Below are 25,029 nucleotides of genomic sequence, written 5' to 3'. Positions count from 1 at the left end.
GATTTTCCAGGGACAATCGCTGCCCCCGATTGGGCCGTGCCGCACGGCCGTTCTGCTCCTCCTTGCCTGTGGCATGTCCATACCGGACGGGCGATGTTAACACAAAACGGCTAGAGTTGAGCCATTTTTGAAGGTCGCTCCGCGGCCCCCGCCCATCGCCGCAATTGCTCTACGATTCCAATGACAAACGCGGCCCCGAGATGAGACCGCGCTCGCATGGAACTAGCTCGTTCGATCTGATCAGTCTGCGAGCTTGGCGGCTATCCTCGCGACGTGCGCGCCCTGGAAGCGAGCAGCGTCGAGTTCCACCTCGGACGGCTGGCGCGAGCCGTCGCCGCCGGTGATCGTCGATGCGCCATAGGGCGAGCCGCCCTTGATTTCGTCTACACCCATTTGCCCCTGGAAGGCGTAAGGCAGGCCGACCACGACCATGCCATGATGCAGCATGGTGGGGATCAGGCCAAGGATCGTCGATTCCTGGCCGCCATGCTGGGTTGCCGACGAGGTGAAGGCCGAACCGACCTTGCCGACCAGCTTGCCCTTCGCCCAAAGGCTGCCGGTCTGGTCGATGAAATTGCGCAGCTGCGAGGCAACCGTGCCATAGCGCGTGCCGGCGCCGAAGATGATCGCGTCGTACTCGCCCAATTCCTCGACCGTCGCGACGGGAGCCGGCTGGTCGACCTTGTAGTGGGAAGCCTTCGCCACCTCTTCCGAGACGAGTTCCGGCACACGCTTCACCGACACCTCGGCCCCGGCCGACTTCGCGCCCTCCGCAACCGCATAGGCCATCTTCTCGATATGTCCGTAGGCCGAGTAGTAAAGAACCAACACCTTAGCCAAAGAAAAATACTCCTTCGATGTCCGGCAATTCCTCTTGATCGCCGCGGCCGGCAAGATTTATCAAATCGCATGCGATTGCCAGAACGGGGCCGGGCGACAGACTGTTCAGTCTTTTTCAACAATAAGCAGATCGTGTTGAACGATCCGAAACCAAACCGGAGCGCAAATGAACAGTGCCAGTGTAGTCACCGCTGCCATGCTCGCCATCGGCGACGAGCTCCTCTCCGGTCGGACCAAGGACAAGAACATCGGTCACCTCGCCGACATGCTGACGATGATCGGCATCGATCTGCGCGAAGTTCGGATCGTCGCCGACGACGAGGAGGCGATCGTCGAAGCGATCAATGCGCTAAGGGCCCGATACGACCACGTCTTCACATCCGGCGGCATCGGCCCGACGCATGACGACATCACCGCCGACGCGATCTCGAAGGCGTTCGGGCTTGCATGCGTCCACGATCCGAAGGCGATGGAACTGCTCGGCGCGATGTATGAGCGGCGCGGCATGGAGTTCACGGATGCCCGCAAGCGGATGGCGCGCATGCCGCTCGGGGCAGACCACATCGCCAATCCGGTATCGACGGCACCGGGCTTCAAGGTGGGCAATGTCTACGTCATGGCCGGGGTGCCGCAGGTGTTCCAGGCAATGCTCGATGGCCTGCTGCCCAGCCTTCAGACCGGTACGCCGGTTCTGTCTCGAACGGTCCGCTCCCCCTTTGGCGAAGGGGACATCGGCACGCCCCTGACCGATGTCCAAAGACACCATCCCGAAACGAACATCGGCTCCTATCCGAAATTCGACGGCAAGAGCTTCTCGACCGACATCGTCATCCGCGGCAGGGACGAGGCGGCGCTGGCTGCTGCCGAGACCGATGTGATCGCGATGATCGAGGCGATCGCGCGCTCGCGAAAGGGCGATTAGGCTCGGTCCTCGTCCCGGTCAGACCTGGCTTATTCAAGCCCTTGCGCTACGGGCTTCCTTGCCGGTATTGCATTCGCCAACGGGGAAGCGCCACAGGACGCTCCCCAACCTGTTCGATCAGATATCGGAGCGCCCATATGTCTCTTCCCGAAAAAGCCTTTCCCGTATCCTGGGACCAATTCCACCGCGACGCGAGAGCGCTCGCCTGGCGGCTCGCAGACGGGCAGGAATGGCGCGCCATGGTCTGCATCACCCGCGGCGGCCTCGTGCCGGCGGCAATCATCAGCCGGGAGCTCAACATCCGCATGATCGAAACCGTCTGCATCGCCTCCTATCACGACTACGACACGCAGGGGCAGATGAAGGTGCTCAAGGGCATCTCGCCGGAAATCACTAAGAACGGCGGCGAAGGTGTGCTGATTGTCGACGACCTGACCGACACCGGCAAGACCGCCGCCGAAGTTCGCGCCATGCTGCCCAAGGCGCATTTCGCCGCCGTCTACGCCAAGCCGAAGGGCCGGCCGCTGGTCGACACCTTCGTCACCGAAGTGAGCCAGCATACCTGGATCTATTTCCCCTGGGACATGGGCTTCACCTATCAGGAGCCGATCGCCAAGGGAACGCGCGGCTGACCGCCATCGCTCCTTTACGGGAGCGGAGAAATGTTTTCGACGAGCGTCTCGGCCGTCGCGGTGCGGCCGGCGCGGATACCTGCCTCGCCGTGGCGCCAGACCGCGGCGGCGGCCGCTTCGAAGGCCGGCATGCCCTGAGCCAGATGCGCGCCAATGATTCCCGCCAGCACGTCGCCCGATCCCGCAGTGGCAAGCCAGGCTGGCGCATCCACATTCACCACCGCTCTGCCTGAAGGCGCCGCCACCACCGTATCCGGCCCCTTGTAGACGATCACCGCATGGCTGAGCCTTGCCGCGACTTGCGCCCTTTCGATCTTGGAGAGCGAGGTATCGGCGCCAACCTCCGGGAAAAGGCGCGCGAACTCGCCTTCGTGAGGCGTCATGACGACCTGGCCGCCGCTTTCCGCGATTTTTTGAAACAGCTCTTCCCTTCCCTGTTGAAAGGAACTCATGCCGTCGGCGTCAAGCACCAGGGCGCGATCGCAGAGCATCAGGGCAAAGTCCCTCGCCTTCTTGCCGACGCCGAATCCCGGGCCAAGCACAAATGTATTGAGGCGTTTGTCCCGCAGCCATTCTGCGAGATCGGCGGCAGTGCCGATTTCCTTGAGCATGACCGCCGTGAGGTGCGAAGCATTGACGGCTGCCGCTTCCAGTGGGGAACCGAGCGTCACGAGCCCCGCTCCGGCAACGAGACCTGCGGCGGCGGAGAGCCGCGCTGCACCGGTAGAGGTGAGCCCTCCCGAAAGCACGGCCAGGTGGCCGCGCTTATATTTATGCGTGCCCGGCCGGAGACCGCCGGAATATTGCCGCCAGACGGCCGGTCCGTTGATCCGCAGGTCGCTTGCCCTTGCGGCCACAAGCCGGGCAGGAATGCCGATGTCGAAGACCTCGAGCGTACCGCTCAATTCGCGCCCCGGCATCAAGACATGCCCGGGCTTCGCTGCCATGAAAGTCACCGTATGAGCGGCAGCAAAACTTGCGCCGCGCACCTCGCCGGTGCGCCCGTCAATGCCGGAAGGCAGATCGACCGCAACTACCGGTACTCTGCTCGCGTTGACCCGTTCGATGATCTTCTGCACCGCGTCCGGCAGGTCGCGAGCGAGCCCTGCCCCGAACAGCGCGTCGACGACGATGTCGCCCGATTGGGGTTGGTAAGCCTCCAGGTCTATGACGCCAAGCCGGCAGGCGCTGCGGGCCTTGGCGGCATCGCCCCGCAGCTTGTTGGGATCTCCCAGCGCGTATACCGCAACCTGTGCGCCACTCCCCGCCAGGGCTTCTGCCGCAACATAGCCATCCCCGCCGTTGTTGCCCGGGCCACAGAGCACGACAAAGCGTGAAGCAGCCGGAAACAGCCGGAGCGCGGCAGCCGACACCGCCATTCCCGCCGAGCGCATCAACGAGAAGCTATCGATGCCGGAATCGGCCGCGTCCTTATCGATCGCCGCCATCTCGGCCGGTGTCACCAGCATGTCTTCGAGCGCGTACCGCATGGCCCGATCTAAGCGCGCCCGAGCCCGCCAGACAAGAGCACGCCGAAACAATGCAGCACGGATCATTTATTAGGCATTTGCCTATTATTGGCGCTTAAATAACGGGCGTTACGCATCAAACTGCGGCGATCGCCTGGGGATAACGCGTTTCGATCGGTGAATCTTCATAAAAAATAGGCAGAACATGCAGGACGGGAAGCCAGTGCCGGGCCGACTCGACTTGAGCGGGTGAAATTTCCCTCTCCTTGCATCATTCCTCTATAAAATTGGCACACTACATGCATACTGGAAGGCGAGCGGGTGAGACCCGGCTTTTCAGGGAGAAGCGGAGAGAAATTTTCTCATGAAAAAGATCGAAGCGATCATTAAGCCCTTCAAGCTCGACGAAGTGAAGGAAGCCCTTCAAGAAGTCGGCCTGCAGGGCATTACCGTCACCGAGGCCAAGGGTTTCGGGCGGCAGAAGGGACACACGGAGCTCTACCGGGGCGCCGAATATGTCGTCGATTTCCTGCCGAAGGTGAAGGTGGAAGTCGTGCTGGCGGACGAGAACGCGGAAGCCGTCATCGAGGCCATCCGCAACGCCGCGCAAACCGGCCGCATCGGCGATGGCAAGATTTTCGTGTCCAATGTGGAGGAAGTCATCCGAATCCGCACCGGCGAAACCGGCCTCGACGCCATCTGATTGACTGACCCGTCCGATACCCCCATCCGATCCCGGGGACCGCCCGGCCCCGATTTTCCAACTGCGTCATCTCACACAGGGAATTGCAAACAATGACGACTGCCAGTGAAATTCTGAAGCAGATCAAGGATAACGACATCAAGTTCGTCGACCTGCGCTTTACCGACCCCAAGGGCAAGCTGCAGCACGTGACGATGGACGTTGCAGTGGTCGACGAGGACATGTTCGCCGACGGCGTGATGTTCGACGGTTCTTCGATCGCCGGCTGGAAGGCTATCAACGAGTCCGACATGGTGCTGATGCCTGATCCGGAAACGGCCCACATGGATCCGTTTTTTGCGCAGTCCACCATGGTCATTGTTTGCGATATTCTCGACCCGGTTTCCGGCGAGGCCTACAACCGCGACCCGCGCGGCACGGCGAAGAAGGCCGAGGCCTATCTCAAGGCATCGGGCATCGGCGACACTGTCTTCGTCGGCCCGGAAGCCGAATTCTTCGTCTTCGACGACGTCAAGTACAAGGCCGACCCGTACAACACCGGCTTCAAGCTCGACAGCTCCGAACTGCCTTCCAACGACGACACGGACTACGAGACCGGCAACCTCGGTCACCGTCCGCGCATCAAGGGCGGCTATTTCCCGGTTCCGCCGGTCGACAGCTGCCAGGACATGCGCTCCGAAATGCTGACGGTGCTCGCCGAAATGGGCGTCACGGTCGAGAAGCATCACCACGAGGTGGCCGCCGCCCAGCACGAGCTTGGCGTCAAGTTCGACGCCCTCGTCCGCAACGCCGACAAGATGCAGATCTACAAATATGTCGTGCACCAGGTTGCCAACGCCTATGGCAAGACCGCAACCTTCATGCCCAAGCCGGTTTTCGGCGACAACGGCTCGGGCATGCACGTTCACCTGTCGATCTGGAAGGACGGCAAGCCGACCTTCGCCGGTGACGAATATGCCGGCCTCTCCGAGACCTGCCTCTATTTCATCGGCGGCATCATCAAGCATGCCAAGGCGCTGAACGCCTTCACCAACCCGTCGACGAACTCCTACAAGCGTCTCGTCCCGGGCTACGAGGCGCCGGTTCTGCTTGCCTATTCGGCCCGCAACCGCTCGGCGTCCTGCCGCATTCCGTTCGGCAGCAACCCGAAGGCAAAGCGCGTCGAAGTCCGCTTCCCGGATCCGGCCGCCAACCCCTACCTCGCCTTCGCCGCCATGCTGATGGCCGGCCTCGACGGGATCAAGAACAAGCTGCATCCCGGCAAGGCGATGGACAAGGACCTCTACGACCTGCCGCCGAAGGAACTGAAGAAGATCCCGACGGTTTGCGGCAGCCTGCGCGAAGCCCTCGAAAGCCTCGACAAGGACCGCAAGTTCCTGACCGCCGGCGGCGTCTTCGACGACGACCAGATCGACTCGTTCATCGAGCTCAAGATGCAGGAAGTCATGCGCTTCGAGATGACCCCGCATCCGGTCGAGTACGACATGTACTATTCCGTCTGATGACGGGACTATCGGCGCTTTAGATGCGGCTGGTCCGATCGAGATGAGAGAGAAAGGCGGGTTTCGATCGGAGCCCGCCTTTTCTCAAATGCGACAGCAGAGAAGCTTATTCTGGAGGATTGCGCGCCTATTGATGTTCCACATGCGACAACCCAGATATGGTCTGAAAGGATGTGTTGCGTCATGAAACAAAGAAACGCGAAATTCGAGATCGGGCAGATCGTTCGCCACCGGTTCTTTCCGTTTCGAGGCGTCATCTTCGACGTCGATCCGGAATATGCGAATACCGAGGAATGGTGGAACTCCATTCCCCAGGAGATCCGGCCGAGCAAGGACCAGCCCTTCTACCATCTGTTCGCCGAGAACGACGAAAGCGAATATGTCGCCTATGTCTCGGAACAGAACCTCGTCTCCGACGAAAGCGGCCAGCCGATCCGCCACGCTCAGGTAGACGCCCTCTTCGAGAAGGCGGATGTGGGGCATTACAGGCCGAGGGCCAATTATCGCCACTAGGCGATCGTGGTCAGGCGGTACCGAGCCGAAGTCAGACAGGCCCATCGATGCGCAAGGTGCGGACGGCCAACCTTTCGCACCTTTTCTTACCCCCTCGAGACCCCATAAAAAAACGCCCGGCAGGCAACCGGGCGCTTCTTCATTCTCAGAAGCGAAACAGTTACTGCTGCTTGGCAGCCTTCTGCGCCTCTTCGAGCTTCTTGCGAGCGTCTTCCGCCTTCTTCTGCATTTCTTCCTGCAGCAGGCGCTGACGTTCTTCGAGCTGCGACTGCTCGATCGGCTCGCCGTCGAAAACACCGGTGAAGCCTTCCAGCGTCATCTTGATCGGGTTTGGCGCGCGCTGGAAATTGACCGACGTGAAGACGACTTCATTGCCCTTCTTCAGGTTGGCGATCAGCGCGTCGGAGAGCGGTGCCTCGGCAACGCACTTGTCAGGCATGCAGATGGCGTAGTCGAGCTTGACGCCCTTGGCGCCGTCGATCTGCATCTGAACACCCGGCGGGATCATGCGCGCGGAGGGAACGGAAACCTGCAGGACCTTCCGGTTGACCTTGCCGGAGACGGTGATGAGGCCGACGGCGGTGATAAGCTGACCATTGTTGGCGGTGAGCAGGTTCTGAACGATACAAACGTCGTTGTCTTCCTGCTTCGTGCAAACCTTGAACCAACCCTGCGGGGGCTTGCCCTGCTGCGCAGAGGCGATACCCGGCGCGCCGGCTGCTGCTACGGAGAGCGCCAGCGCTGCCATTCCCGCCCGTTTGGTGAAGTTCGACTTGAAGATCATTGTGATTCCGTCTCCTGAAAACCGGCCACGGAACGGCTGTTCCGTGGGTGAGTATCGTCAGCCGCCGTTGTCCTGTTGGCCAAATGAGGCATTTGAATGGCCCCGATTCCGGAAACACCTGTTACATTGGCTCGTGCCGTTTATCCAGTGTTTCCTTATATTTTTTGCAACTTGGCGACGGCGGTTTTTTGCTGCGCGGCGCTTCTGGCGCCGCAAATCTGTGTAGACGGCACGGCGGCCGCGCGCACACGTCTCCGCCGCTGCCTTGTTGGAAATATCCCTGCGCATTGGTAACGTGCCGGGAATCGGACCATCCAATCCTACGGGAGGTGAAGTTGCGCGCAGTTCTTTCCGGCCTGGTCATGCTTCTGGCTGCCAGCATATCGGCCAATGAAGCCGCCGCCGCACCGGTGCACGCCATCTCCATGCACGGCGAGCCGGCCCTGCCGGCTGATTTCAAGCACTTCCCCTACGTCAATCCGGACGTCAAGAAGGGCGGAAAGGTCTCCTATGGTGTGGTCGGCACATTCGACAGCCTCAACCCCTTCATCCTGAAAAGCATGCGCACGACCGCGCGGGGAATGTGGGACCCGGCCTTCGGAAACCTGGTCTATGAATCGCTGATGCAGCGCTCTCAGGACGAACCCTTCACCATGTACGGGCTGCTCGCGGACTCGGTCGAGTGGGACGACGACCGCACGTTCATTCAATTCAATCTCAATCCCAAGGCACGCTGGGCCGACGGCCAGCCCGTGACCGTCGAGGACGTGATCTTCACCTTCGAATTGCTGCGCGACAAGGGACGCGCGCCCTTCAGCAACCGGTTGTCGAAAGTCGCGAAGATGGAGAAGGTCGGCGATCGCAGCGTTCGCTTCACTCTCAAGGAAGACGCAGACCGCGAGTTCCCGCTGCTGCTGGCGCTTTCACCGGTGCTGCCGAAGCACGCCATCAATGTCGAGGCGTTCGACAGGACGACGCTCGAGCCGCCGCTCGGTTCCGGCCCCTATCGCGTCGCCGAGGTGAAGCCGGGCGAGCGGATCGTCTATCGCCGCAACCCCGACTATTGGGGCAAGGACCTGCCGTCGAAGATCGGCGTCGACAATTACGACGAGATCTCCGTCGAGTATTTCCTTCAGGAGAACACCCTTTTCGAAGCTTTCAAGAAGGGCGAGGTCGACCTCTATCCGGAAGGAAGCGCCACCAAATGGGCCCGGGCCTACGATTTCCCCGCCGTTCGCTCAGGCGACGTCATCAAGGAGAGCTTCAAGCCGAAAACCCCCTCCGGGATGCTGGGGTTCGTCTTCAACACCCGACGGCCGATGTTCAACAACATCAAGCTTCGGCAGGGCCTCGCGCTCGTCTTCGACTTCGAGTGGGTCAACAAGAACCTGTTCGACGGCGCCTATACGCGGACGCAGAGCTACTGGCAGAACTCGTCGCTCTCCTTCCTGGGCGTCGCCGCCGACGATCGTGAGCTCGGGCTGATGGGAGACGTGAGGGAGAAAATCAATCCAGCGATTCTCGACGGAACCTATCGCCTGCCGGTCACCGACGGCTCCGGCCGTGACCGCAACGTGCTGCGCGAAGCGGTGACGCTGCTTCGCGAGGCCGGATATTCGATCAAGGACGGGAAGATGGTCGATGCCAAGGGCACGCCGCTTGCCTTCGAGATCATGAGCCAGAACGCCGGCCAGGAGAAGATCGCGCTCGCCTACCAGCGCTTCCTCGCGCCGCTCGGCATCGTGGCGACGGTCCGAACGGTCGACGATTCGCAATACCAGCTGCGTAGCCAATCGTTCGACTACGACGTGATTATCAAGTCCTATCCGTCCTCGCTCTCGCCCGGCGTGGAGCAGGTCGGCCGCTGGGGCTCCCAGGCGCGGGACAGGCAGGGCAGCGAAAACTTCGCTGGCGTTGCCGACAAGGACGTCGACAAGCTGATCAACAACATCCTGCAAGCGCGCACACCCGAGGATTTCACCGCCGCGGTCCGCGCACACGACCGGCTGCTGATCAACAACGCCTATGTCGTGCCGCTTTATCACCTGGATGCCCAATGGATTGCCCGTTGGAAGCATATCGGCCGGCCGTCTTCGGTACCGCTCTATGGCTATCAACTGCCGACCTGGTGGGACGAGCGTGTACAGTAGGTGCCCTGGTTCCCTTTTGGTAACGCATTGAAAGAAGTGGCCTGCCGGCCTATGTCGCTGCTTTAGCGAAACAGGAAAGGCCGCCGCCATGGAAACCGTCAACATCGATATCGTCTCGGACGTCGTCTGCCCGTGGTGCTATCTCGGCAAGAGCCGGCTCGACCAGGCAATCGCCAATGTCGCCGGGGAGGTTGATGTGGCGATCCAGTGGCGCCCCTTTCAACTCAATCCCGACCTGCCGCCGGAGGGCGTCGATCACAAACGCCACCTTGCGGCAAAGCTCGGCGGTCAAGATGCCGTCGACCGGGCGCATCATATGCTCGAGGACCTAGGGCGGGAGGCCGGCATCGCCTTTGATTTCGATGCCGTGGAAATCAGCCCGAACACGCTCGACGCCCATCGCCTCATCCGCTGGGCGTCCACCAGCGGCACGGCTGTCCAGGCCGAGACCGTAAGGCTGCTTTTCAAAGCGAATTTCGAAGAAGGTAAAAACGTCGGCGATCACGCCGTTCTGCTCGACATCGCCGAACAGGCGGGCCTGGACCGACCCGTCATCGCCGCACTTTTTTCCTCCGATGCCGACAAGGACGCCGTCAAGCAGGAAATCGAAATGGCCCGGGAGATCGGCGTGACCGGCGTTCCCTGCTTCATCATCGAACAGCAATATGCGGTGATGGGAGCGCAATCGGTCGAAGTGCTGACGAATGCGCTGCGCGAGATCGCGCAGATGAAGGCGGGCCGCCCGGCGCACTGATCCGCTCAATCGAGAGGGTGATGGCGCCGGCACACCAGCGCCGTTTCACGCTTTGGCGAGCGTCGCAAGCTGGGTCATCACCATGGCCGCGCCGGAGAGGCGCTTGTCCGGCGTGGCGAGTTCCCGCTGGAAGAAGATGCTCTGGTCGGGCCTGATCTTGGCGAGCGTCCCCTGCTTGGCGATATGGCCGACAAGGGCGGCAGGGTTCGGAAACTCCCTGTTGCGGAACTGCACGACGACACCCTTCGGTCCGGCATCGAGTTTCTCGACATTGGCCGTGCGACACAGCGCCTTGATATAGACGATCTTCAAAAGATGCTGGACCTCGATCGGCAGCGGCCCGAAGCGGTCGATCAGCTCGGCGCCGAAGCCGTCGATCTCCTCGAGGTCGGTCAGTTCGCCGAGGCGACGGTAGAGGCCGAGCCGCAGATTGAGATCGGGCACATAGTCTTCCGGAATCATCACCGGCGTGCCGACCGAAATCTGCGGCGACCAGCCCGACTCGTGGATTTCCTCTTCACCCTTGAGCTCGGCGACCGCCTCCTCCAGCATCTGCTGGTAGAGCTCGAAACCGACCTCCTTGATGTGGCCGGACTGCTCCTCGCCGAGCAGGTTGCCGGCGCCGCGAATGTCGAGGTCGTGGCTGGCGAGCTGGAAGCCGGCGCCGAGCGTGTCGAGCGACTGCAGCACCTTGAGGCGCCGCTCCGCCGGACCCGTCAGCGTCTTGTTCACCGGGAGCGTGAAGAGCGCGAAAGCGCGCACCTTCGAGCGCCCTACCCGGCCGCGAAGCTGATAGAGCTGCGCGAGGCCGAACATGTCGGCGCGGTGCACGATCAGCGTATTGGCAGTCGGCACGTCGAGCCCCGACTCGACGATCGTCGTCGACAGAAGCACGTCATAACGACCTTCGTAGAAGGCGTTCATGGTGTCTTCGAGTTCGGTTGCCGGCATCTGGCCGTGCGCAACTGCGACCTTCAGTTCCGGCACGTCGGATTTCAGAAAATCGTGGATCTCGGAAAGGTCGCTCAACCGCGGGCAGACATAGAAGCTCTGGCCACCGCGATAGTGCTCGCGCATCAGCGTCTCGCGGATCACCAATGCGTCGAAAGGCGAGATGAAAGTGCGCACCGCCATGCGGTCGACCGGCGGCGTGGTGATCAGCGACAATTCGCGAACGCCGGTGAGCGCCAGCTGCAGCGTACGCGGAATGGGCGTCGCCGATAGCGTCAGCACATGGACATCGGTCTTCAACTCCTTCAGGCGCTCCTTGTGCTTGACGCCGAAATGCTGCTCCTCGTCGATGATCAGCAGACCGAGATTGGCGAACTTGATCGAGGAACCGAGAAGCGCATGGGTGCCGACGACGATGTCCGTCTTGCCGTCCGCCACTTCCTTCTTCGTCAGCGCCAGGTCCTTCGAGCCGACGAGGCGGGACGCTTGCTGGATACGGACAGGCAGCCCGCGGAAGCGGTCCGAAAAGGTCTTGAAATGCTGCCGTGCCAGCAAGGTCGTCGGCACGACGACGGCGACCTGCACGCCGTTCATCGCCGCTATGAAGGCGGCACGCAGCGCCACCTCGGTCTTGCCGAAGCCGACGTCGCCGCAGACAAGGCGATCCATCGGCCTGCCGCCGCCGAGATCGTCCCGGACCGCCTCGATCGAGGTCAATTGATCCTCGGTCTCGTCATAGGGGAAACGCGCGGCGAATTCGTCATAGACGCCGTCATGCGCGACAAGGACCGGCGCGTGCCGCGTGTGCCGCTCGGCAGCGATGCGAATGAGCCCGCCCGCCATGTCGAGCAGCCGCTTCTTGAGCTTGGCCTTGCGCGCCTGCCAGGCGACACCGCCGAGCTTGTCGAGGATCGCATCGGTTCCCTCCGACCCGTAGCGCGACAGAAGCTCGATATTTTCCACCGGCAGGAACAGCTTCGCGTCATCGGCATAGACGAGTTCCAGGCAATCATGCGGCGCGCCGGCGGCCTCGATCGTGCGCAGGCCGACGAAGCGGCCGATGCCGTGTTCGGCATGCACGACGTAGCTGCCCTCGTCGAGGCCGGTCACTTCGGCAATGAAATCGGCACCGCGCTTGCGGCGCTTCGAACGGCGTACCATGCGGTCGCCGAGGATGTCCTGCTCGCCGATGACCACGAGATCGCCGGTCTCGAAGCCGGATTCGAGGCTTAGAACCGCGGAAGCTGCCTCGCCCGGCTTCAGCAAGCGCAGATCGGCGAGAGCCTTTACCGGGCGGACATTCGCCAGGCCATGCTCGGCGAGCACCTGAAGCAGGCGGTCGAGCGAGCCCTCCGTCCAGCCGGAAATGACGACCTTCGCGCCCTTCGCCCGCCGCTCGGCTATGTGTTTCACAGCCAGGTCGAAGACATTGGCGCGCGCGCCGTCGCTCTCACTCTCGGCTTCGCCCGCAGTCTTCGCCCAGCGGACTCCCTGCCGAGCCTCGAGGGCCACGACCTGACGGGCTTCGCCCTCATGTTCGGAAAACGGTGACAGGCGGACGGCATTGCGCTCGGTCAGCGCCGCGGCAAAACCTTTCGCACTCAGATAAAGCAGCTCCGGCGGCACCGGCTTGTAGGGCGTGGCCTGGGATATCTGTGATTTGCCGGGAGATGCGGAGGCGTGGCGGGCCTCGTAATAGTCCAGAATGAGCTTCGCGCGTTCCGCCGCCGCTTCGCGTGCCAGATGATCCGTGACGATACGGAAACCTTCGAGATAGTCGAAGACCGTTTCCAGCCGATCGTAGAACAGTGGCAGCCAGTGCTCCATGCCGGCATAGCGGCGCCCTTCGGAGACGGCTTGATAAAGCGCGTCGTCGCGTGTCGTCGCCCCGAAGAGCGAAAGATATTGCTTGCGGAAATGGCTGATCGTCTCCGGAGTCAGCGACACTTCGCTCATGGGATTGAGATCGAGGGACCGCACCTGCCCGGTCGTGCGCTGGCTTGCCGGGTCGAAGGAGCGGATCGTCTCCAGCGTATCGCCGAAGAAATCAAGCCTGAGCGGCTCGCCGCTGCCCGGTACATAGACATCGAGAATACCGCCACGCACGGCAAACTCGCCGACTTCCCGCACGGTGGGCACGCGCTCGAAACCGTTTTGCTCCAGCCGGGCGGCGAGATCATCCATGCGTATCTGGTTGCCCGGCCGCGCCGAGAAGGCGAGACTCCCGATCACGTCCTGGGGCGAAATCTTCTGCAGGGCCGCATTGACGGTCACCAGCACGATGGCCGGGTGCGGCTTGTGCCGATGCGCGAGCAAGGCGCTCAGCGCGGCCAGTCTTCGCGCCGACGTGTCGGCGCTCGGGGAAACGCGGTCATAGGGCAGACAGTCCCAACCCGGCAAGGTCAGGACCGGAATGTCAGGCGCCACGAAACCGAGCACCTGCTCGAGATCGCCGATCCGCTGGCCGTCGGAAAGGAAATAGGCAACCGGTGCGCCAGACCGCGCCAAGTCGGCGAGGATCAGCGCTTCGGCACCCGAAGGAACCGGCCCGATCGTCACTTCCCGCGTTGCAGCAAGAATTCTCTTTGAGTCAAGACCAGGGATCATCGTCGAACTCATTCCGCCTCGTGCTGAACCGGGTCGAAATCCGGGCGGTAGGCGGCTATGCGCGCAAACAACGCCGTCGCGTAATGCTCCGGCAGCGGCTGTTCCCCGGTGATCCAGCGAACGAGGTCGTTGTCTTCCTCGCGCATGATCGTTTCAAGCTCGTCCAGCTCAGCCTCGGAAAGTGTGGAGAGCTCCGCTTCCGCGAATTGCCCGAGAATCAGGTCCATCTCACGAATGCCGCGGTGCCAGGCGCGGAAGAGGATCCTGCGCCGACGCGGATCGAGATCGGCGCTCGTGCGCGAAATGCCGGTCATGGAACGTCCTTCCTGCCGTCCGCCTCCACGGCGGAACGTGTTCACGGGCTCTATAAACGCTGGAAAGCGGCTTGTCAGCCTTGCCAATGCCGGATTTCTCGTCGCAATTTCATAGCCATGCGCCCTGCCCTGCTCGACCCGCTCTTTTCTTCGCTCGATAGCCTGCCCGGCATCGGCCCCAGGACGGGCGAACTTTACGCGCGCCTGCTCGGACGCGAGTCGATCGATGACTGCCGCGTGCTCGATCTTCTGTTTCACGCCCCCCATTCGCTCATCGACCGGCGCCGGCAGCCCGGCATCGCCTATGCGCCGCAGGGGTCGATCGTCACCATCACCGGCCGCGTGGACCGGCACCAGCCGTCGCCGCGCGGCCGCCCGAACGTGCCCTATCGAGTCTTCCTGCACGACGATACGGGCGAGTTGGCGCTTACCTTCTTCCGGGTCAAGGGCAACTGGCTGGAAAAGGCCCTGCCGATCGATGAGACGGTTATCGTCAGCGGCAAGGTGGACTGGTTCAACGGGCGCGCCTCGATGGTGCATCCCGACTACATGGTTCATGCGGCTGAAGCCGAAAGCCTGCCGCTCGTGGAACCCGTCTACGGGCTAACCGCGGGCCTCTCGCCGCGGCCCCTGCGCAAATCAATCGAAGCGGCGGTGGCGCGTGTTCCCGATCTACCCGAGTGGATAGACGAGACCTTGCTGCGTCAACAGGGCTTCGAGAGCGCGAAGGAGTGTTTTCATCGCCTTCACGAGCCACGCGACGAAACCGATATCACTCCTCAGGCACCGGCCCGCCGGCGGCTCGCCTATGATGAGTTTCTCGCGGGACAGCTGTCGCTGTCCTTGGTGCGCCAGCGCTTACGCAAGGTTGCCGGAACTCCGGTACACCCAACAGGCAATCTGAGCGGGCCGGTCATCGCCGCCCTGCCCTTCTCCCTCACGGCCAGCCAGTCGGCCGCCGTCGGCGACATCCTTGCCGATATGGCCGGCAGCGAGCGCATGCTGCGCCTGCTGCAGGGCGATGTCGGCTCCGGGAAGACGGCCGTTGCGCTGATGGCGATGCTTGCGGCCGTCGAATCCGGCGGCCAGGCCGTGCTGATGGCGCCCACGGAGATCCTCGCACGGCAGCACCATGCGACGCTTGCGAAAATGGCGGCGCCGGCCGGCGTCACGATCGACGTCCTGACCGGCAGGACGAAAGGCAAGGAGCGCGACGCAATCCTTGAACGCATCGCCTCCGGCGAGACGCAGTTGATCGTCGGCACGCACGCCCTCTTCCAGGATGCGGTCAACTACCGGCAACTTGTGCTCGCGGTCGTCGACGAGCAGCATCGCTTCGGCGTTCACCAGCGGCTGCGGCTCACCGCCAAGGGCATTTCCCCACACATGCTGGTCATGACGGCAACGCCTATCCCGCGCACGCTGGTTTTGGCGGCGTTCGGCGACATGGACGTCTCCAAGCTGACGGAGAAGCCCGCCGGGCGAAAGCCGATCCAGACCGTCACCATCCCGACCGAGCGCACCGACGAAATCATCGAGCGGCTCGAATCGGCACTTCGCCAGGGCAAGAAGGCCTACTGGATCTGCCCGCTGGTCGAGGAAGCCGAAGAAACCGACACCATGTCCGCCGACGAGCGGTACCAGGGCCTTGTGCAACGTTTCGGCAAGGACGTCGGCCTCGTTCATGGCCGCATGGCAGGGCCGGAAAAGGACGCCGTCATGCTCGCCTTCAAGAACGGCGAACTACGCGTGCTTGTGGCGACGACGGTGGTGGAGGTCGGTGTTGACGTTCCCGACGCGACCATCATGGTGATCGAGCATGCCGAGCGCTTCGGGCTTGCGCAGCTGCACCAGCTGCGCGGCCGGGTCGGGCGCGGCCAAGAGGCTTCGACCTGCATCCTGCTCTACAAGGCGCCGCTGAGCGAGGCCGGTCGGGCGCGTCTTTCGATCCTGCGCCAGACCGAAGACGGCTTCGTGATTGCCGAAGAGGATCTAAAGCTGCGCGGTGAAGGCGAACTGCTCGGCACGCGGCAATCCGGCACGCCCGGATTTCGCATCGCCAGCCTCGAGGCGCATGGGGACCTTCTGGAGATTGCCCGGAAGGACGCCGCCTACCTGATCGAGCGCGATCCGGAACTGGCGACGGAGCGTGGCCAGGCTCTAAGGACGCTGCTCTATCTCCACCGGCGCGACGAAGCGATACGCTTCCTGCGCGCCGGATAATACTTGGGCGATGGAGCGTCATGCGGTCTTCTGCTGCGTGATCGTGCGGGGCGGTGCATTGGCGAGCGGCTTGTGATCCGGCGTCACAAGGCCGCCGGAAATCAACAGCTTGGCCGCATCCTCGGCGCTCATCTGCAGCGGAACGATCTTGTCGCGCGGCACGAACAGCAGGAACCCGGCGGTCGGCAGCGGCGTCGGCGGCAGGAACACGGCCACCATATCCATGCCGCGTTCGTCGAACTTGGCGGCGATCTCGCCCTTCGCGTCCGTCGCGATAAAGACCAGCGACCACAGCCCCGGACTTGGATATTCGATCAGCCCGGCCTTCTTGAAGGACGAGGATTGTTCCTGCAGCACCGTCTGGAAGATCTGCTTCAGTGACTTGTAGATCGTCCGGACGAGCGGTGTGCGATTGAACAGCGACTCGCCGAAATTGATGATCGAGCGCCCAACGAGGTTCGCGGTCAGGAAGCCAACCAGGGTAATCACGACGATGGCGACGAGAAGGCCGAAGCCCGGAATCGCCACAGGCAGGTAGTTGTCCGGATTGTAGAAGCTCGGCAGATAGGGCTTCACCCAGCTATCCGCCCATTCGATGAAAGAGCGAACCAGCCAAACCGTGATGGCCACGGGCGCGCAGATAATCAGGCCCGTGAGAAAGTAGTTGCGCAGCCGGGCTGCGATCATGCCGCTTTTGGAGCCGTCCGTCATGCTGTTGCCATCGATCCCGTCAAACCGGCCCGAAGGCCGGATGATAGCTGACCGTGCCGGAAACCAGCGTTCTCGACAAGGGCAGAACCATGAAATATTGCGGCGCACAACCGGCAAAGACAAGAGCGGGATCGTTGCGGAAACCGAATCTTCGATAGAAGGCAGGATTGCCGGCCAAAACGCAGCCGGACGCGCCTATATTCCGCAGCCTATCAAGTCCTTGTCGGACGAGCGAACTACCCGTGCCACGCCCTTGCCGATCCGGCCGCACGGATACGGGACCGAGCCCGTACCAACCGGCCGCAACCGGCGTGATCGTCACGGGCGAAAAGGCGATGTGGCCGATCACCTCAGCGTCTTCCACGGCGACGAGCGACAGCGTCAAGGCGCCCTCGGCGCGCAGGCGTTCGATGATGCGTACCTCGGTCTGATCGCTGTAGGGCTGACCGGCGAAAGCCGCCTCCGTAATCTGCCGGATCGTCTCCCTGTCCCCCTCCGTTTCCGGCCGGATGATCATTCGACCGTGACCGATTTGGCGAGGTTGCGCGGCTGATCGACATCGGTGCCCATGAAGACTGCCGTATGATAGGCGAGCAGCTGCACCGGCAATGCGAAGATCATCGGCGCGATAATCTCGTCGACATTCGGCAGCACGATCGTGTGCATGGTGTCGAGTTTCGACGCGGCGGCGCCCCTCTCGTCGGTGATCAGGATGATCCGTCCGCCACGGGCAGCGACCTCCTGCATGTTAGACACGGTCTTGTCGAAGAAGCGGTCATGCGGCGCAATCACGATGACCGGCATGTTCTCGTCGATCAGCGCGATCGGACCGTGTTTCAGTTCGCCGGCCGCATAGCCTTCCGCGTGGATGTAGGAAATCTCCTTGAGTTTCAAAGCGCCTTCCATGGCGAGCGGGAAGCTCGTGCCACGGCCGAGATAGAGCACGTCGCGGCACTTCGACAATTCGCGCGACAGGAATTCGATCTTCGGCTGGATGCTGTTGAGCACCTGTCCCATGAGGCGCGGCATCTCGGCGAGGCTTTTCACCAGCGCCGCTTCTTCCTGCTCGCTGACGGTACCGCGTGCCCTGCCCGCACTGACCGCGAGCGCAGCCAGGACCGCAAGCTGGCAGGTAAAGGCCTTGGTCGACGCGACGCCAATCTCCGGCCCGGCGAGGATCGGGAAGACGGCGTCGGACTCCCGCGCAATCGTCGACTCGCGCGTGTTGACGACGGCGCCGATCTTCAGGCCGTGGTCCTTGCAGTAACGCAGAGAGGCAAGCGTATCGGCGGTCTCGCCCGATTGCGAGATGAACAGGGCGGCGGACTGCGGCGAGAGCGGGATTTCGCGGTAGCGGAATTCGGAAGCGACATCGATTTCGACCGGCAGGCGGGCATAGCGCTCGAACCAGTATTTGCCGATCAGCCCGGCAAGATAAGCGGTGCCGCAAGCTGAGATAGCAAGGCTAGGCACCTTGGCGAAGTCGATACCATCCGAAACCGTCAGCGCCCGATGGTCGATGAAGTTGATATAATGACTGAGCGCGTGGGAGATGACCTCCGGCTGCTCGTAAATTTCCTTCTCCATGAAATGGCGATGGTTTCCCTTGTCGACCATATAGGCCGCAGCCGTGGATATCTGGCGCGGGCGAGTGACGACTTGGCCGTCCATGTCGAAGATATGGACGCCGGTCTTGCCGATCACCGCCCAGTCGCCGTCGATCAGATAGGTGATTTCATTGGTGAAGGGGGCGAGCGCGATGGCATCGGAGCCCAGGAACATCTCGCCATTGCCATGGCCGACCGCCAGCGGCGGGCCATTGCGGGCCGCCATGATCGCCGACGGATCGTCTTCGAAAAGCACGGCAAGGGCATAGGCGCCCCTTACCCGCTTCAGCATCGCATGCATCGCCTCGCGCCGCCCCAAACCGTCCCGGCGAAACTTTGCCAGCAGTTGCGCGACGACTTCCGTATCGGTCTCCGTCTGGAATTCGGCCCCGGCCTCGGACAGTTCGTCCTTCAGCTCGGCAAAATTCTCGATGATGCCGTTGTGAACGACGGCGACGCCGTCGGTGAAGTGCGGATGGGCATTGCGTTCGGTCGGTGCCCCATGGGTTGCCCAGCGCGTATGGGCGATGCCGATGCTACCGGCGAGCGGCTCTTCTTTCAGCCTCGCCTCGAGATTGACGAGCTTTCCCTCGGCGCGCCGGCGATCCAGCGCTCCACCATCGATTGTCGCAACGCCGGCCGAATCGTAGCCCCGGTACTCCAGGCGTTTCAGCGCATCGACCAGCCGCTCCGAGACCGGCTGATGTCCGACGATACCCACAATCCCGCACATATTACTCTCCGCGTTCCCTCGCACGCCAGTTGCGGCGTGTCAGCTCAAATGCAGCGACGCCGCCGCCAATGTCGCAGCCTTGGTAGCGAAATTATCGCGCGAAGCAATCTGGTTCGATTTCACTTTCAGTTTCAATGATTAACGAGACTATTCGGTAACTTTGACCTTCTTTCTGGCCGCTCTTTCCGCCTCGTAGCGCGCCCGCAGTATCGGCGACCGGCCAGGCTTGATCTCCTGCCTGGCCCGGCCGAAAGCAACTGCATCGGCCGGCACGTCCTCGGTAATCACGCTGCCGGAGGCGACGAGCGCCCCGTCGCCGATCGCCACGGGAGCGACGAGCGACGAGTTCGAGCCGATGAAGGTATTTTCGCCGATTCGCGTGACGTGCTTGTTCACGCCATCATAGTTGCATGTGATGGTGCCGGCGCCGATGTTCGATCCGGCACCGACATAAGCATCGCCGATATATGTCAGGTGGTTCACCTTGGCACCCGCGCCGATTTCCGCCTTCTTCACCTCGCAGAAGTTGCCGACCTTCGACTTGGGACCGAGATCGGCGCCCGGACGAAGACGGGCGAAGGGGCCGACCGTCGCGCCCGCACGGACATGGGCGCCTTCGACGTGCGAGAAAGCATGGATGACGGCGCCGCTCTCGACCCGCACCCCGGGGCCGAAGACCACGTTCGGCTCGACCAGGACATCCTGTGCAAGCTCGGTGTCCCAGGCGAGGAAGACCGTCTCCGGCGCGATCATCGAGACGCCGGCGAGCATCAGCTCCTGGCGGCGGCGTTGCTGCCAGAGCCGTTCGATATAGGCGAGTTCGGCCCGCGTATTGCAACCGGTGAGTTCCTCTTCCGGCGCCTCGACGGTGATCGCCCGGCCGCCGATAGAGCGGACGATCTCGACGAGGTCGGTCAGGTAATATTCGCCCTTGGCATTGGCATTGCCAATGCGTCCGAGGAGGTCGAGCGCCTTGCTGCCGTTGATCGCCATCAGGCCACCGTTGCAATAGGTGATGCGGCGCTCCTCGTCGGAGGCATCCTTGTGTTCCCGGATCGCAAGCAGTTCCCCGTCTTCGACGATCAGGCGGCCGTAGCCGGTCGGATCAGCCGTCTCGAAGCCGATGACGACCACGTCATTGCCTTCGGCCAACCGGTCGCGCGCCGCCTTGAGCGGCGCGGCGGTGATGAGCGGCGTATCGCCGAAGACGACCAGAACGTCGTCATAGCCCTTTTCGATCGCCTCACGCGCCGCAAGGACGGCGTGCGCCGTCCCCAGCCGTTCCTTTTGCAGGAAGGAGGAAACTTTTGCCGTAGCCGTGCTCGCGGCCGCCGAAACGGCCTCGGCGTCACGACCGACGACGAGGGCGACGTCGGAAATGGACGCACTTGCCAGGGCGCCGACGACATGGGCAATCATCGGCCGACCTGCCACCGGATGCAGCACCTTCGACATGGCCGATTTCATCCGCGTGCTTTCACCCGCCGCCAGGATGATCGCCAGGCAAGTCCGTTCCATACTCTGATCTCCTTGGTATTCTTCGGGTATCCTACGCCTGCCGGTCGCCCGATTCGACGCGTGCCGTCAGCTAAATATTGCGAAATGCATATATCGCACAATCACCTCGCGTTAACCCGTTTAAAGGGCGATGGCGATCCCTCTATTCGGAATGTACCATCAACCGGACGTCGGGAAGCGTCGACCTCATGCCTGCGGCCGTAACCTGCTCTCCGTCAATAGGCCGCTCTCTTCGACGATTGGATAAGCGACAGAAGCGATGTGAGCGTTGACGCGCTTCAGGTCTCGCAGCATGTCGAGATGCAGTGAGCTCGTCTGCAGGCTTTCAAGCAGGCCGTCGCGAAGACGCTCCAAATGCCGTTCCGCGGAACGTTTTTCCATATGGCGCACATCGACTTTGACCTCGATGAGGTGACGGGCGAGGTCCGCATTGCGCGAGACGAAAATCGTCTGAGCGATACGCAAGTTGTCGAGGGTCAGATCGAAGAGGTTCTTCAGTTCCTGATAGCCGTCGGCAGAAAACTCCAGACCGTTGGAAACCTTCTTGCGGATCTGCTCGCAAAGGCCCTTTTCGATGATGTCGCCCATGTGCTCAAGATTGATCGCATAGTCGATGATCACGATCGAGCGACGCCCATCCTCCTCGTTCAGCCCGTGCCGACCCAGCCTCGACAGGAAGATCTTCACTTCCTGCTGCAGAAGGTCGACCTGTCTCTCCATCTTTCCGATGTCGCTGAGTTCGCTCAGGTCATTCTTGTTGAAGGCGGCCGATGCGCGGATGAGCATCGCCTCGATGAGGTCTCCTACCCTCAGCACCTCCCGTGTCGCACCGGAAAGCGCCATGACGGGTGTATCGAGCGCCGCGTCATCAAGATAGCGCGGGCCGGTCTCGCTCACCTCTTCGTCCGGAACCAGGCGGCTCATCATCCGCGACAGCAGGCCCGCGAAAGGCCAGGCGATCAGCGCGACGACCAAGTTGAAGAAAAGATGGACATCGACCGGTAGGTTCTGTCGCGGCAGCGGCAGGCTTTGCAGCATGTCCGCGTTGATGCCAGCCAGCGGAAGCGCGACCAGGCATCCGATGCCGCGCACGACCAGATTGCCGATCGTCACACGGCGGGCGCCGGGCGCCGCGGCCAGCGTGGCGATCACCGGCGGGATCGCACCGCCCAGATTTGCGCCGAGCACGAGGGCGACTGTCAGTCCGGTCGAGAGCACGCCGGCGGATGACAACGACAGGACCAGCATGACGATGGCGAGGCTCGAAGACGAGGCGAAAGCGAGACCAGCCGAAATGAGCATGGCGACCGGCCAGGCGTCGTCGAGCATACCCAGAAAGGCCGCCAAAGCCTCGGACTCGCGCATTGGCTGCGTCGCGGTTCCGAGCAGTTCGAGCGACAGAAGCATCAGGCCGATGCCGACCAGGGCAAAGCCACCGCCTTGGCGCGCACTCGACTGGCTCATTCGGTGCATCATGACACCGGCGAGAATGAACAACGGCGCCAGCCACGCGATGCCGATTGCAACGATCCAGGCCGTCATGGCCGTGCCTATGTTGGCACCGAGCAGCACGATCTGCGCCATTCTAGACCGTACAAGACCCTTCTCCACGAAGGATGCCGTCATCAGGGCCGTGGCCGTGGAACTCTGCAGCGCCAGCGTGGCAACGAGGCCCGTCGCGAATGCGCGCAGCGAGCCGCTCGTCCCCCGCGCCAGGCCGGCGCGCAACCTCGAGCCGAAGGCGCGCGTCACCCCCTCCTTCACCAGCGAGAGACCGAACAGGAGCAGTGCGACGGCACCGAAGAGATTGACCATTACGATAGTGGATTGCATGGCATCGGGTTTCCGCAATGGCCGCAAGGCTTCATTCTATCAGTATCGAAGACACGAATCCCTCACGTTGGCCACAGGGAGATCAGTGCGAAGCCGATAATTTTGCAGATCGATTTTAATCGCCGGCTAACGAAACCGACATCCGCTTTCTTGTTCGCGTCGATCCGTACTCCTTGTTGCCCCCAAGGCGATCAACGGCACCTTGCAATGCGTCCGCCCGCGTGTCTTCCGGCCGTGCTTTCCGCGGCATCGCGATTTACGACGGATCGGCCTTCAATTCCCATTTGGATTGTTCTAAGGAACGAAATCATTCGGCGTAATGCCGCTGTACTGCAACGAGGTTTCTGCCCCCCATGCTCGACTCCCTGAGAAACGCCGCCCAGACGCGGATCGTCAAAGGCCTCATGGCCATTCTCATCATCTCCTTCATGGTGTGGGGCGGTCAGACCTTGATGGTTACCGGCGCGCCCGACGCAGTGGTGACGGTCGGCGACGTAAAGGTATCCTCCAGCGATTATCGGCTTGCCTATGAGCGCCAGTTGAGCCTGCTTTCGCGGCAGCTCGGAACGCCGCTCACACGACAGCAGGCCCGCGCATTCGGTGTCGAGGCCCAGGTCTATTCGCAGCTCGTTGCGGGCGCCGCTCTCGACCAGCTCGCCGAGGAGATGAATCTCGGCCTCTCCGAAGACCGGCTCGCCAGACTCATCGGCGAGGATCCCGCCTTCCACGGCGCGAACGGCCAGTTCGATCGGTTGACCTTCTCGACCGTGCTGCGCAATGCCGGGCTGACCGAGCATGACTACATCAGGAACCGCAGCCAGGTGGCCGTTCGGTCGCAGATCGTCGATGCGCTCTCGGACGGGTTCGCGGCACCCAAGGTTCTCGCCGACGCGATCGGCAAGTACCGCCATGAGACTCGCACAGTCGATTACCTGCTGCTCTCGAACGCCAATATCGATCCGGTCAAGGCGCCGGGCGATGAAGTGTTGGCTCCGTGGTTCGAAAAACACAAGGCGAACTACCGCGCCCCCGAGTATCGGAAGTTCAGCTACATCAAGCTCGAACCCGAGGATCTGGTGGCGACCGACACGGTCACCGAGGAAGAGCTGCGCGCCGACTATGACAAGCGCAAGGAGAGCTTCCGCACCCCGGCCACGAGAACGATCGAGCAGCTCGCATTCCCGTCTCGCGAAGCGGCCGACGCCGCTGCCGCCAAGCTCGCTGCCGGCACTTCCTTCGACGATCTCGTCAAGGCCGAGGGCAAGAGTGCGGCGGATGTGCTCCTCGGTGATTTCACCAAGGAGCGGATGCCCGATCAGAAAGTCGCTGAAGCGGCATTCGCCGTCGCCGAGGAGGGCGGCGTGACGCCCGTCGTTGAAGGCGCCTTCGGCCCCGTCGTCCTGCGCGTAACCAATATTCGCCAGGAAGCCGTTCGCAGCTTCGATGAGGTCAAGGAGGAATTGCGGAAAGAGATCGCCCTCTCGGTGGCGCGCGATCAGCTCGTCGGCCTGCATGACAAGGTCGAGGACGAAAGGGCCGCCGGTGCCACCGTCAAGGAGGTCGCCGACCAGCTCAAGCTCAAGCTCGCCACAGTCGATGCGATCGATGCCACCGGCAAGGACCAGAATGGCGACGACGTGACGGGGCTGCCGGAGCAACGCGCCCTTATCCAGGAAGTGTTCAAGGCTGATGTCGGTCTCGAGACGCTGGCCGTCCATATCGGTCGCGACGGCTATGCCTGGTTCGACCTCGAAGAAGTGATCCCTGCCCGCGACCGCACGCTCGACGAGGTTCGCGACGAAGTGGCTGCCGACTGGACGGCCGAGCAGCAGCGGGTGGCGCTGGCCGCAAAGGCGGCCGAATTGAAGGATCGGGTCAAGAACGGCGCGAAGCTCGCGGACATTGCGAGCGAACTCGGCCTTGTCGTCGAAACAAAGACAGGATTGAGCCGCTCCACCCAGGACGCCGCCTTGAGCCAAGCGGCAATCGCGGCCGCCTTTGGCGGGCCGAACGGACATGTCGCCAATGCAGCCGGTCAGGGCGGCGAAGGCCAGATCCTCATGCAGGTCACGTCGGTCGACGACAGCGCTCCCGCCAACGCTCTCGACAACGACAGCCGGCAGATCGAAGCGATCGCCCGGGCCAGCGGCGACGACATACTCGATCAGATGGTCGCGACGCTGCAGTCGGTCTATGGCGTATCGATCAACCAGACGCTTGCCGAGCAGGCATTGGCGCAGCGCTGACGGACGAGGAAACGAAG

19 protein-coding genes are annotated in these 25,029 nt (G+C 62.4%); 9 read left to right on the top strand and 10 right to left on the bottom strand.

Features of this window, described 5'->3' with window-relative positions:
- Positions 1-240 precede the first annotated feature (240 nt).
- Positions 241-840 carry an NAD(P)H:quinone oxidoreductase type IV gene (gene wrbA, locus AU381_RS02880; RefSeq protein WP_064240316.1) on the bottom strand — a complete coding sequence of 200 codons (600 nt, stop codon included), beginning with the start codon at positions 838-840 and terminating at the stop codon, positions 241-243.
- 166 nt (positions 841-1,006) lie between these two features.
- Here wrbA and AU381_RS02875 point away from each other — a divergent pair, with 166 nt between their 5' ends.
- Together AU381_RS02875 and gpt are read left to right on the top strand one after the other, a co-directional pair.
- On the top strand, positions 1,007-1,762 hold the full coding sequence (locus tag AU381_RS02875) for a competence/damage-inducible protein A (RefSeq protein WP_082909620.1): 756 nt from the start codon (positions 1,007-1,009) through the stop codon (positions 1,760-1,762).
- Positions 1,763-1,899: 137 nt separating this feature from the next.
- The gene (gene gpt / locus AU381_RS02870; protein WP_064240314.1) at positions 1,900-2,394 is read left to right on the top strand and encodes a xanthine phosphoribosyltransferase; all 495 of its coding nucleotides are present in this window, start codon (positions 1,900-1,902) and stop codon (positions 2,392-2,394) included.
- Between the two features lie 14 nt (positions 2,395-2,408).
- On the opposite strand, the gene AU381_RS02865 is transcribed toward gpt, so the two are convergent.
- Positions 2,409-3,884, bottom strand: a complete 1,476-nt coding sequence (locus AU381_RS02865; RefSeq protein WP_064240313.1) for a bifunctional ADP-dependent NAD(P)H-hydrate dehydratase/NAD(P)H-hydrate epimerase — start codon at positions 3,882-3,884, stop codon at positions 2,409-2,411.
- Positions 3,885-4,227: 343 nt separating this feature from the next.
- Between AU381_RS02865 and AU381_RS02860 the strand changes: the two genes are divergently transcribed.
- From AU381_RS02860 to hspQ, 3 genes are all read left to right on the top strand, one after another.
- A complete protein-coding gene (locus tag AU381_RS02860; protein WP_003528058.1) occupies positions 4,228-4,566 on the top strand; it encodes a P-II family nitrogen regulator in 339 nt (112 codons plus the stop codon).
- A gap of 92 nt (positions 4,567-4,658) precedes the next feature.
- Positions 4,659-6,068, top strand: a complete 1,410-nt coding sequence (gene glnA, locus AU381_RS02855) for a type I glutamate--ammonia ligase (RefSeq protein ID WP_037383628.1) — start codon at positions 4,659-4,661, stop codon at positions 6,066-6,068.
- Positions 6,069-6,251: 183 nt separating this feature from the next.
- Positions 6,252-6,581 (top strand): heat shock protein HspQ, encoded by a 330-nt coding sequence (gene hspQ, locus AU381_RS02850; RefSeq protein ID WP_064240312.1) that lies wholly within the window; start codon positions 6,252-6,254, stop codon positions 6,579-6,581.
- Positions 6,582-6,741: 160 nt separating this feature from the next.
- Here hspQ and AU381_RS02845 read toward each other — a convergent pair whose 3' ends face one another.
- Positions 6,742-7,365, bottom strand: a complete 624-nt coding sequence (locus AU381_RS02845; protein WP_064240311.1) for an invasion associated locus B family protein — start codon at positions 7,363-7,365, stop codon at positions 6,742-6,744.
- Positions 7,366-7,727: 362 nt separating this feature from the next.
- On the opposite strand from AU381_RS02845, the gene AU381_RS02840 reads away from it, so the two are divergent.
- Both AU381_RS02840 and AU381_RS02835 read left to right on the top strand, forming a co-directional pair.
- Positions 7,728-9,515 carry an extracellular solute-binding protein gene (locus tag AU381_RS02840; protein ID WP_064240611.1) on the top strand — a complete coding sequence of 596 codons (1,788 nt, stop codon included), beginning with the start codon at positions 7,728-7,730 and terminating at the stop codon, positions 9,513-9,515.
- 88 nt (positions 9,516-9,603) lie between these two features.
- Entirely contained in the window at positions 9,604-10,269 is a 666-nt protein-coding gene (locus AU381_RS02835; RefSeq protein WP_064240310.1) for a DsbA family oxidoreductase, read from the top strand.
- A gap of 45 nt (positions 10,270-10,314) precedes the next feature.
- On the opposite strand, the gene mfd is transcribed toward AU381_RS02835, so the two are convergent.
- Both mfd and AU381_RS02825 read right to left on the bottom strand, forming a co-directional pair.
- Positions 10,315-13,839 (bottom strand): transcription-repair coupling factor, encoded by a 3,525-nt coding sequence (mfd, locus tag AU381_RS02830; protein ID WP_244520015.1) that lies wholly within the window; start codon positions 13,837-13,839, stop codon positions 10,315-10,317.
- Positions 13,836-14,141, bottom strand: coding sequence for an FAD assembly factor SdhE (locus AU381_RS02825; protein ID WP_064240309.1), 306 nt, complete (start codon positions 14,139-14,141; stop codon positions 13,836-13,838). The genes mfd and AU381_RS02825 overlap by 4 nt, the downstream gene beginning before the upstream one ends.
- 117 nt (positions 14,142-14,258) lie before the next feature.
- Between AU381_RS02825 and recG the strand changes: the two genes are divergently transcribed.
- Entirely contained in the window at positions 14,259-16,364 is a 2,106-nt protein-coding gene (recG, locus tag AU381_RS02820; RefSeq protein WP_064240308.1) for an ATP-dependent DNA helicase RecG, read from the top strand.
- Between the two features lie 18 nt (positions 16,365-16,382).
- Here recG and AU381_RS02815 read toward each other — a convergent pair whose 3' ends face one another.
- The 5 genes from AU381_RS02815 to AU381_RS02795 all read right to left on the bottom strand — a co-directional run bounded on the left by AU381_RS02815 (position 16,383) and on the right by AU381_RS02795 (position 22,766).
- Positions 16,383-17,075, bottom strand: coding sequence for a DUF502 domain-containing protein (locus AU381_RS02815; protein WP_064240307.1), 693 nt, complete (start codon positions 17,073-17,075; stop codon positions 16,383-16,385).
- A 19-nt stretch (positions 17,076-17,094) separates the two neighbouring features.
- On the bottom strand, positions 17,095-17,592 hold the full coding sequence (locus AU381_RS02810) for a GNAT family N-acetyltransferase (protein ID WP_064240306.1): 498 nt from the start codon (positions 17,590-17,592) through the stop codon (positions 17,095-17,097).
- On the bottom strand, positions 17,589-19,415 hold the full coding sequence (gene glmS / locus AU381_RS02805; protein WP_064240305.1) for a glutamine--fructose-6-phosphate transaminase (isomerizing): 1,827 nt from the start codon (positions 19,413-19,415) through the stop codon (positions 17,589-17,591). The genes AU381_RS02810 and glmS overlap by 4 nt, the downstream gene beginning before the upstream one ends.
- A 147-nt stretch (positions 19,416-19,562) precedes the next feature.
- Positions 19,563-20,933: a bifunctional UDP-N-acetylglucosamine diphosphorylase/glucosamine-1-phosphate N-acetyltransferase GlmU gene (glmU, locus tag AU381_RS02800; protein WP_064240304.1), complete on the bottom strand. Its 1,371-nt coding sequence runs from the start codon at positions 20,931-20,933 to the stop codon at positions 19,563-19,565.
- A 186-nt stretch (positions 20,934-21,119) separates the two neighbouring features.
- The gene (locus AU381_RS02795; RefSeq protein WP_064240303.1) at positions 21,120-22,766 is read right to left on the bottom strand and encodes a Na/Pi cotransporter family protein; all 1,647 of its coding nucleotides are present in this window, start codon (positions 22,764-22,766) and stop codon (positions 21,120-21,122) included.
- 353 nt (positions 22,767-23,119) lie between these two features.
- Here AU381_RS02795 and AU381_RS02790 point away from each other — a divergent pair, with 353 nt between their 5' ends.
- Complete coding sequence (locus tag AU381_RS02790) at positions 23,120-25,012, top strand: peptidylprolyl isomerase (protein WP_064240302.1); 1,893 nt, start codon at positions 23,120-23,122, stop codon at positions 25,010-25,012.
- The last annotated feature ends 17 nt before the right edge of the window (positions 25,013-25,029 follow it).

Source organism: Sinorhizobium glycinis (genome assembly GCF_001651865.1).
In the GTDB taxonomy this organism is placed as follows: Bacteria; Pseudomonadota; Alphaproteobacteria; order Rhizobiales; family Rhizobiaceae; genus Sinorhizobium; species Sinorhizobium glycinis.
This window is presented reverse-complemented; position numbering and strand designations above follow the sequence as displayed.

Coding starts and splice junctions, on each gene's coding strand:
- gpt (WP_064240314.1), top strand. CDS start 1,900: ATGTCTCTTCCCGAAAAAGCCTTTCCCGTATCCTGGGACCAATTCCAC.
- AU381_RS02840 (WP_064240611.1), top strand. CDS start 7,728: ATGCTTCTGGCTGCCAGCATATCGGCCAATGAAGCCGCCGCCGCACCG.
- hspQ (WP_064240312.1), top strand. CDS start 6,252: ATGAAACAAAGAAACGCGAAATTCGAGATCGGGCAGATCGTTCGCCAC.
- glmS (WP_064240305.1), bottom strand. CDS start 19,415: ATGTGCGGGATTGTGGGTATCGTCGGACATCAGCCGGTCTCGGAGCGG.
- AU381_RS02815 (WP_064240307.1), bottom strand. CDS start 17,075: ATGACGGACGGCTCCAAAAGCGGCATGATCGCAGCCCGGCTGCGCAAC.
- AU381_RS02860 (WP_003528058.1), top strand. CDS start 4,228: ATGAAAAAGATCGAAGCGATCATTAAGCCCTTCAAGCTCGACGAAGTG.
- AU381_RS02795 (WP_064240303.1), bottom strand. CDS start 22,766: ATGCAATCCACTATCGTAATGGTCAATCTCTTCGGTGCCGTCGCACTG.
- mfd (WP_244520015.1), bottom strand. CDS start 13,839: ATGAGTTCGACGATGATCCCTGGTCTTGACTCAAAGAGAATTCTTGCT.
- AU381_RS02825 (WP_064240309.1), bottom strand. CDS start 14,141: ATGACCGGCATTTCGCGCACGAGCGCCGATCTCGATCCGCGTCGGCGC.
- AU381_RS02810 (WP_064240306.1), bottom strand. CDS start 17,592: ATGATCATCCGGCCGGAAACGGAGGGGGACAGGGAGACGATCCGGCAG.
- AU381_RS02865 (WP_064240313.1), bottom strand. CDS start 3,884: ATGCGGTACGCGCTCGAAGACATGCTGGTGACACCGGCCGAGATGGCG.
- recG (WP_064240308.1), top strand. CDS start 14,259: ATGCGCCCTGCCCTGCTCGACCCGCTCTTTTCTTCGCTCGATAGCCTG.
- glmU (WP_064240304.1), bottom strand. CDS start 20,933: ATGGAACGGACTTGCCTGGCGATCATCCTGGCGGCGGGTGAAAGCACG.
- AU381_RS02845 (WP_064240311.1), bottom strand. CDS start 7,365: ATGATCTTCAAGTCGAACTTCACCAAACGGGCGGGAATGGCAGCGCTG.
- AU381_RS02875 (WP_082909620.1), top strand. CDS start 1,007: ATGAACAGTGCCAGTGTAGTCACCGCTGCCATGCTCGCCATCGGCGAC.
- glnA (WP_037383628.1), top strand. CDS start 4,659: ATGACGACTGCCAGTGAAATTCTGAAGCAGATCAAGGATAACGACATC.
- AU381_RS02835 (WP_064240310.1), top strand. CDS start 9,604: ATGGAAACCGTCAACATCGATATCGTCTCGGACGTCGTCTGCCCGTGG.
- AU381_RS02790 (WP_064240302.1), top strand. CDS start 23,120: ATGCTCGACTCCCTGAGAAACGCCGCCCAGACGCGGATCGTCAAAGGC.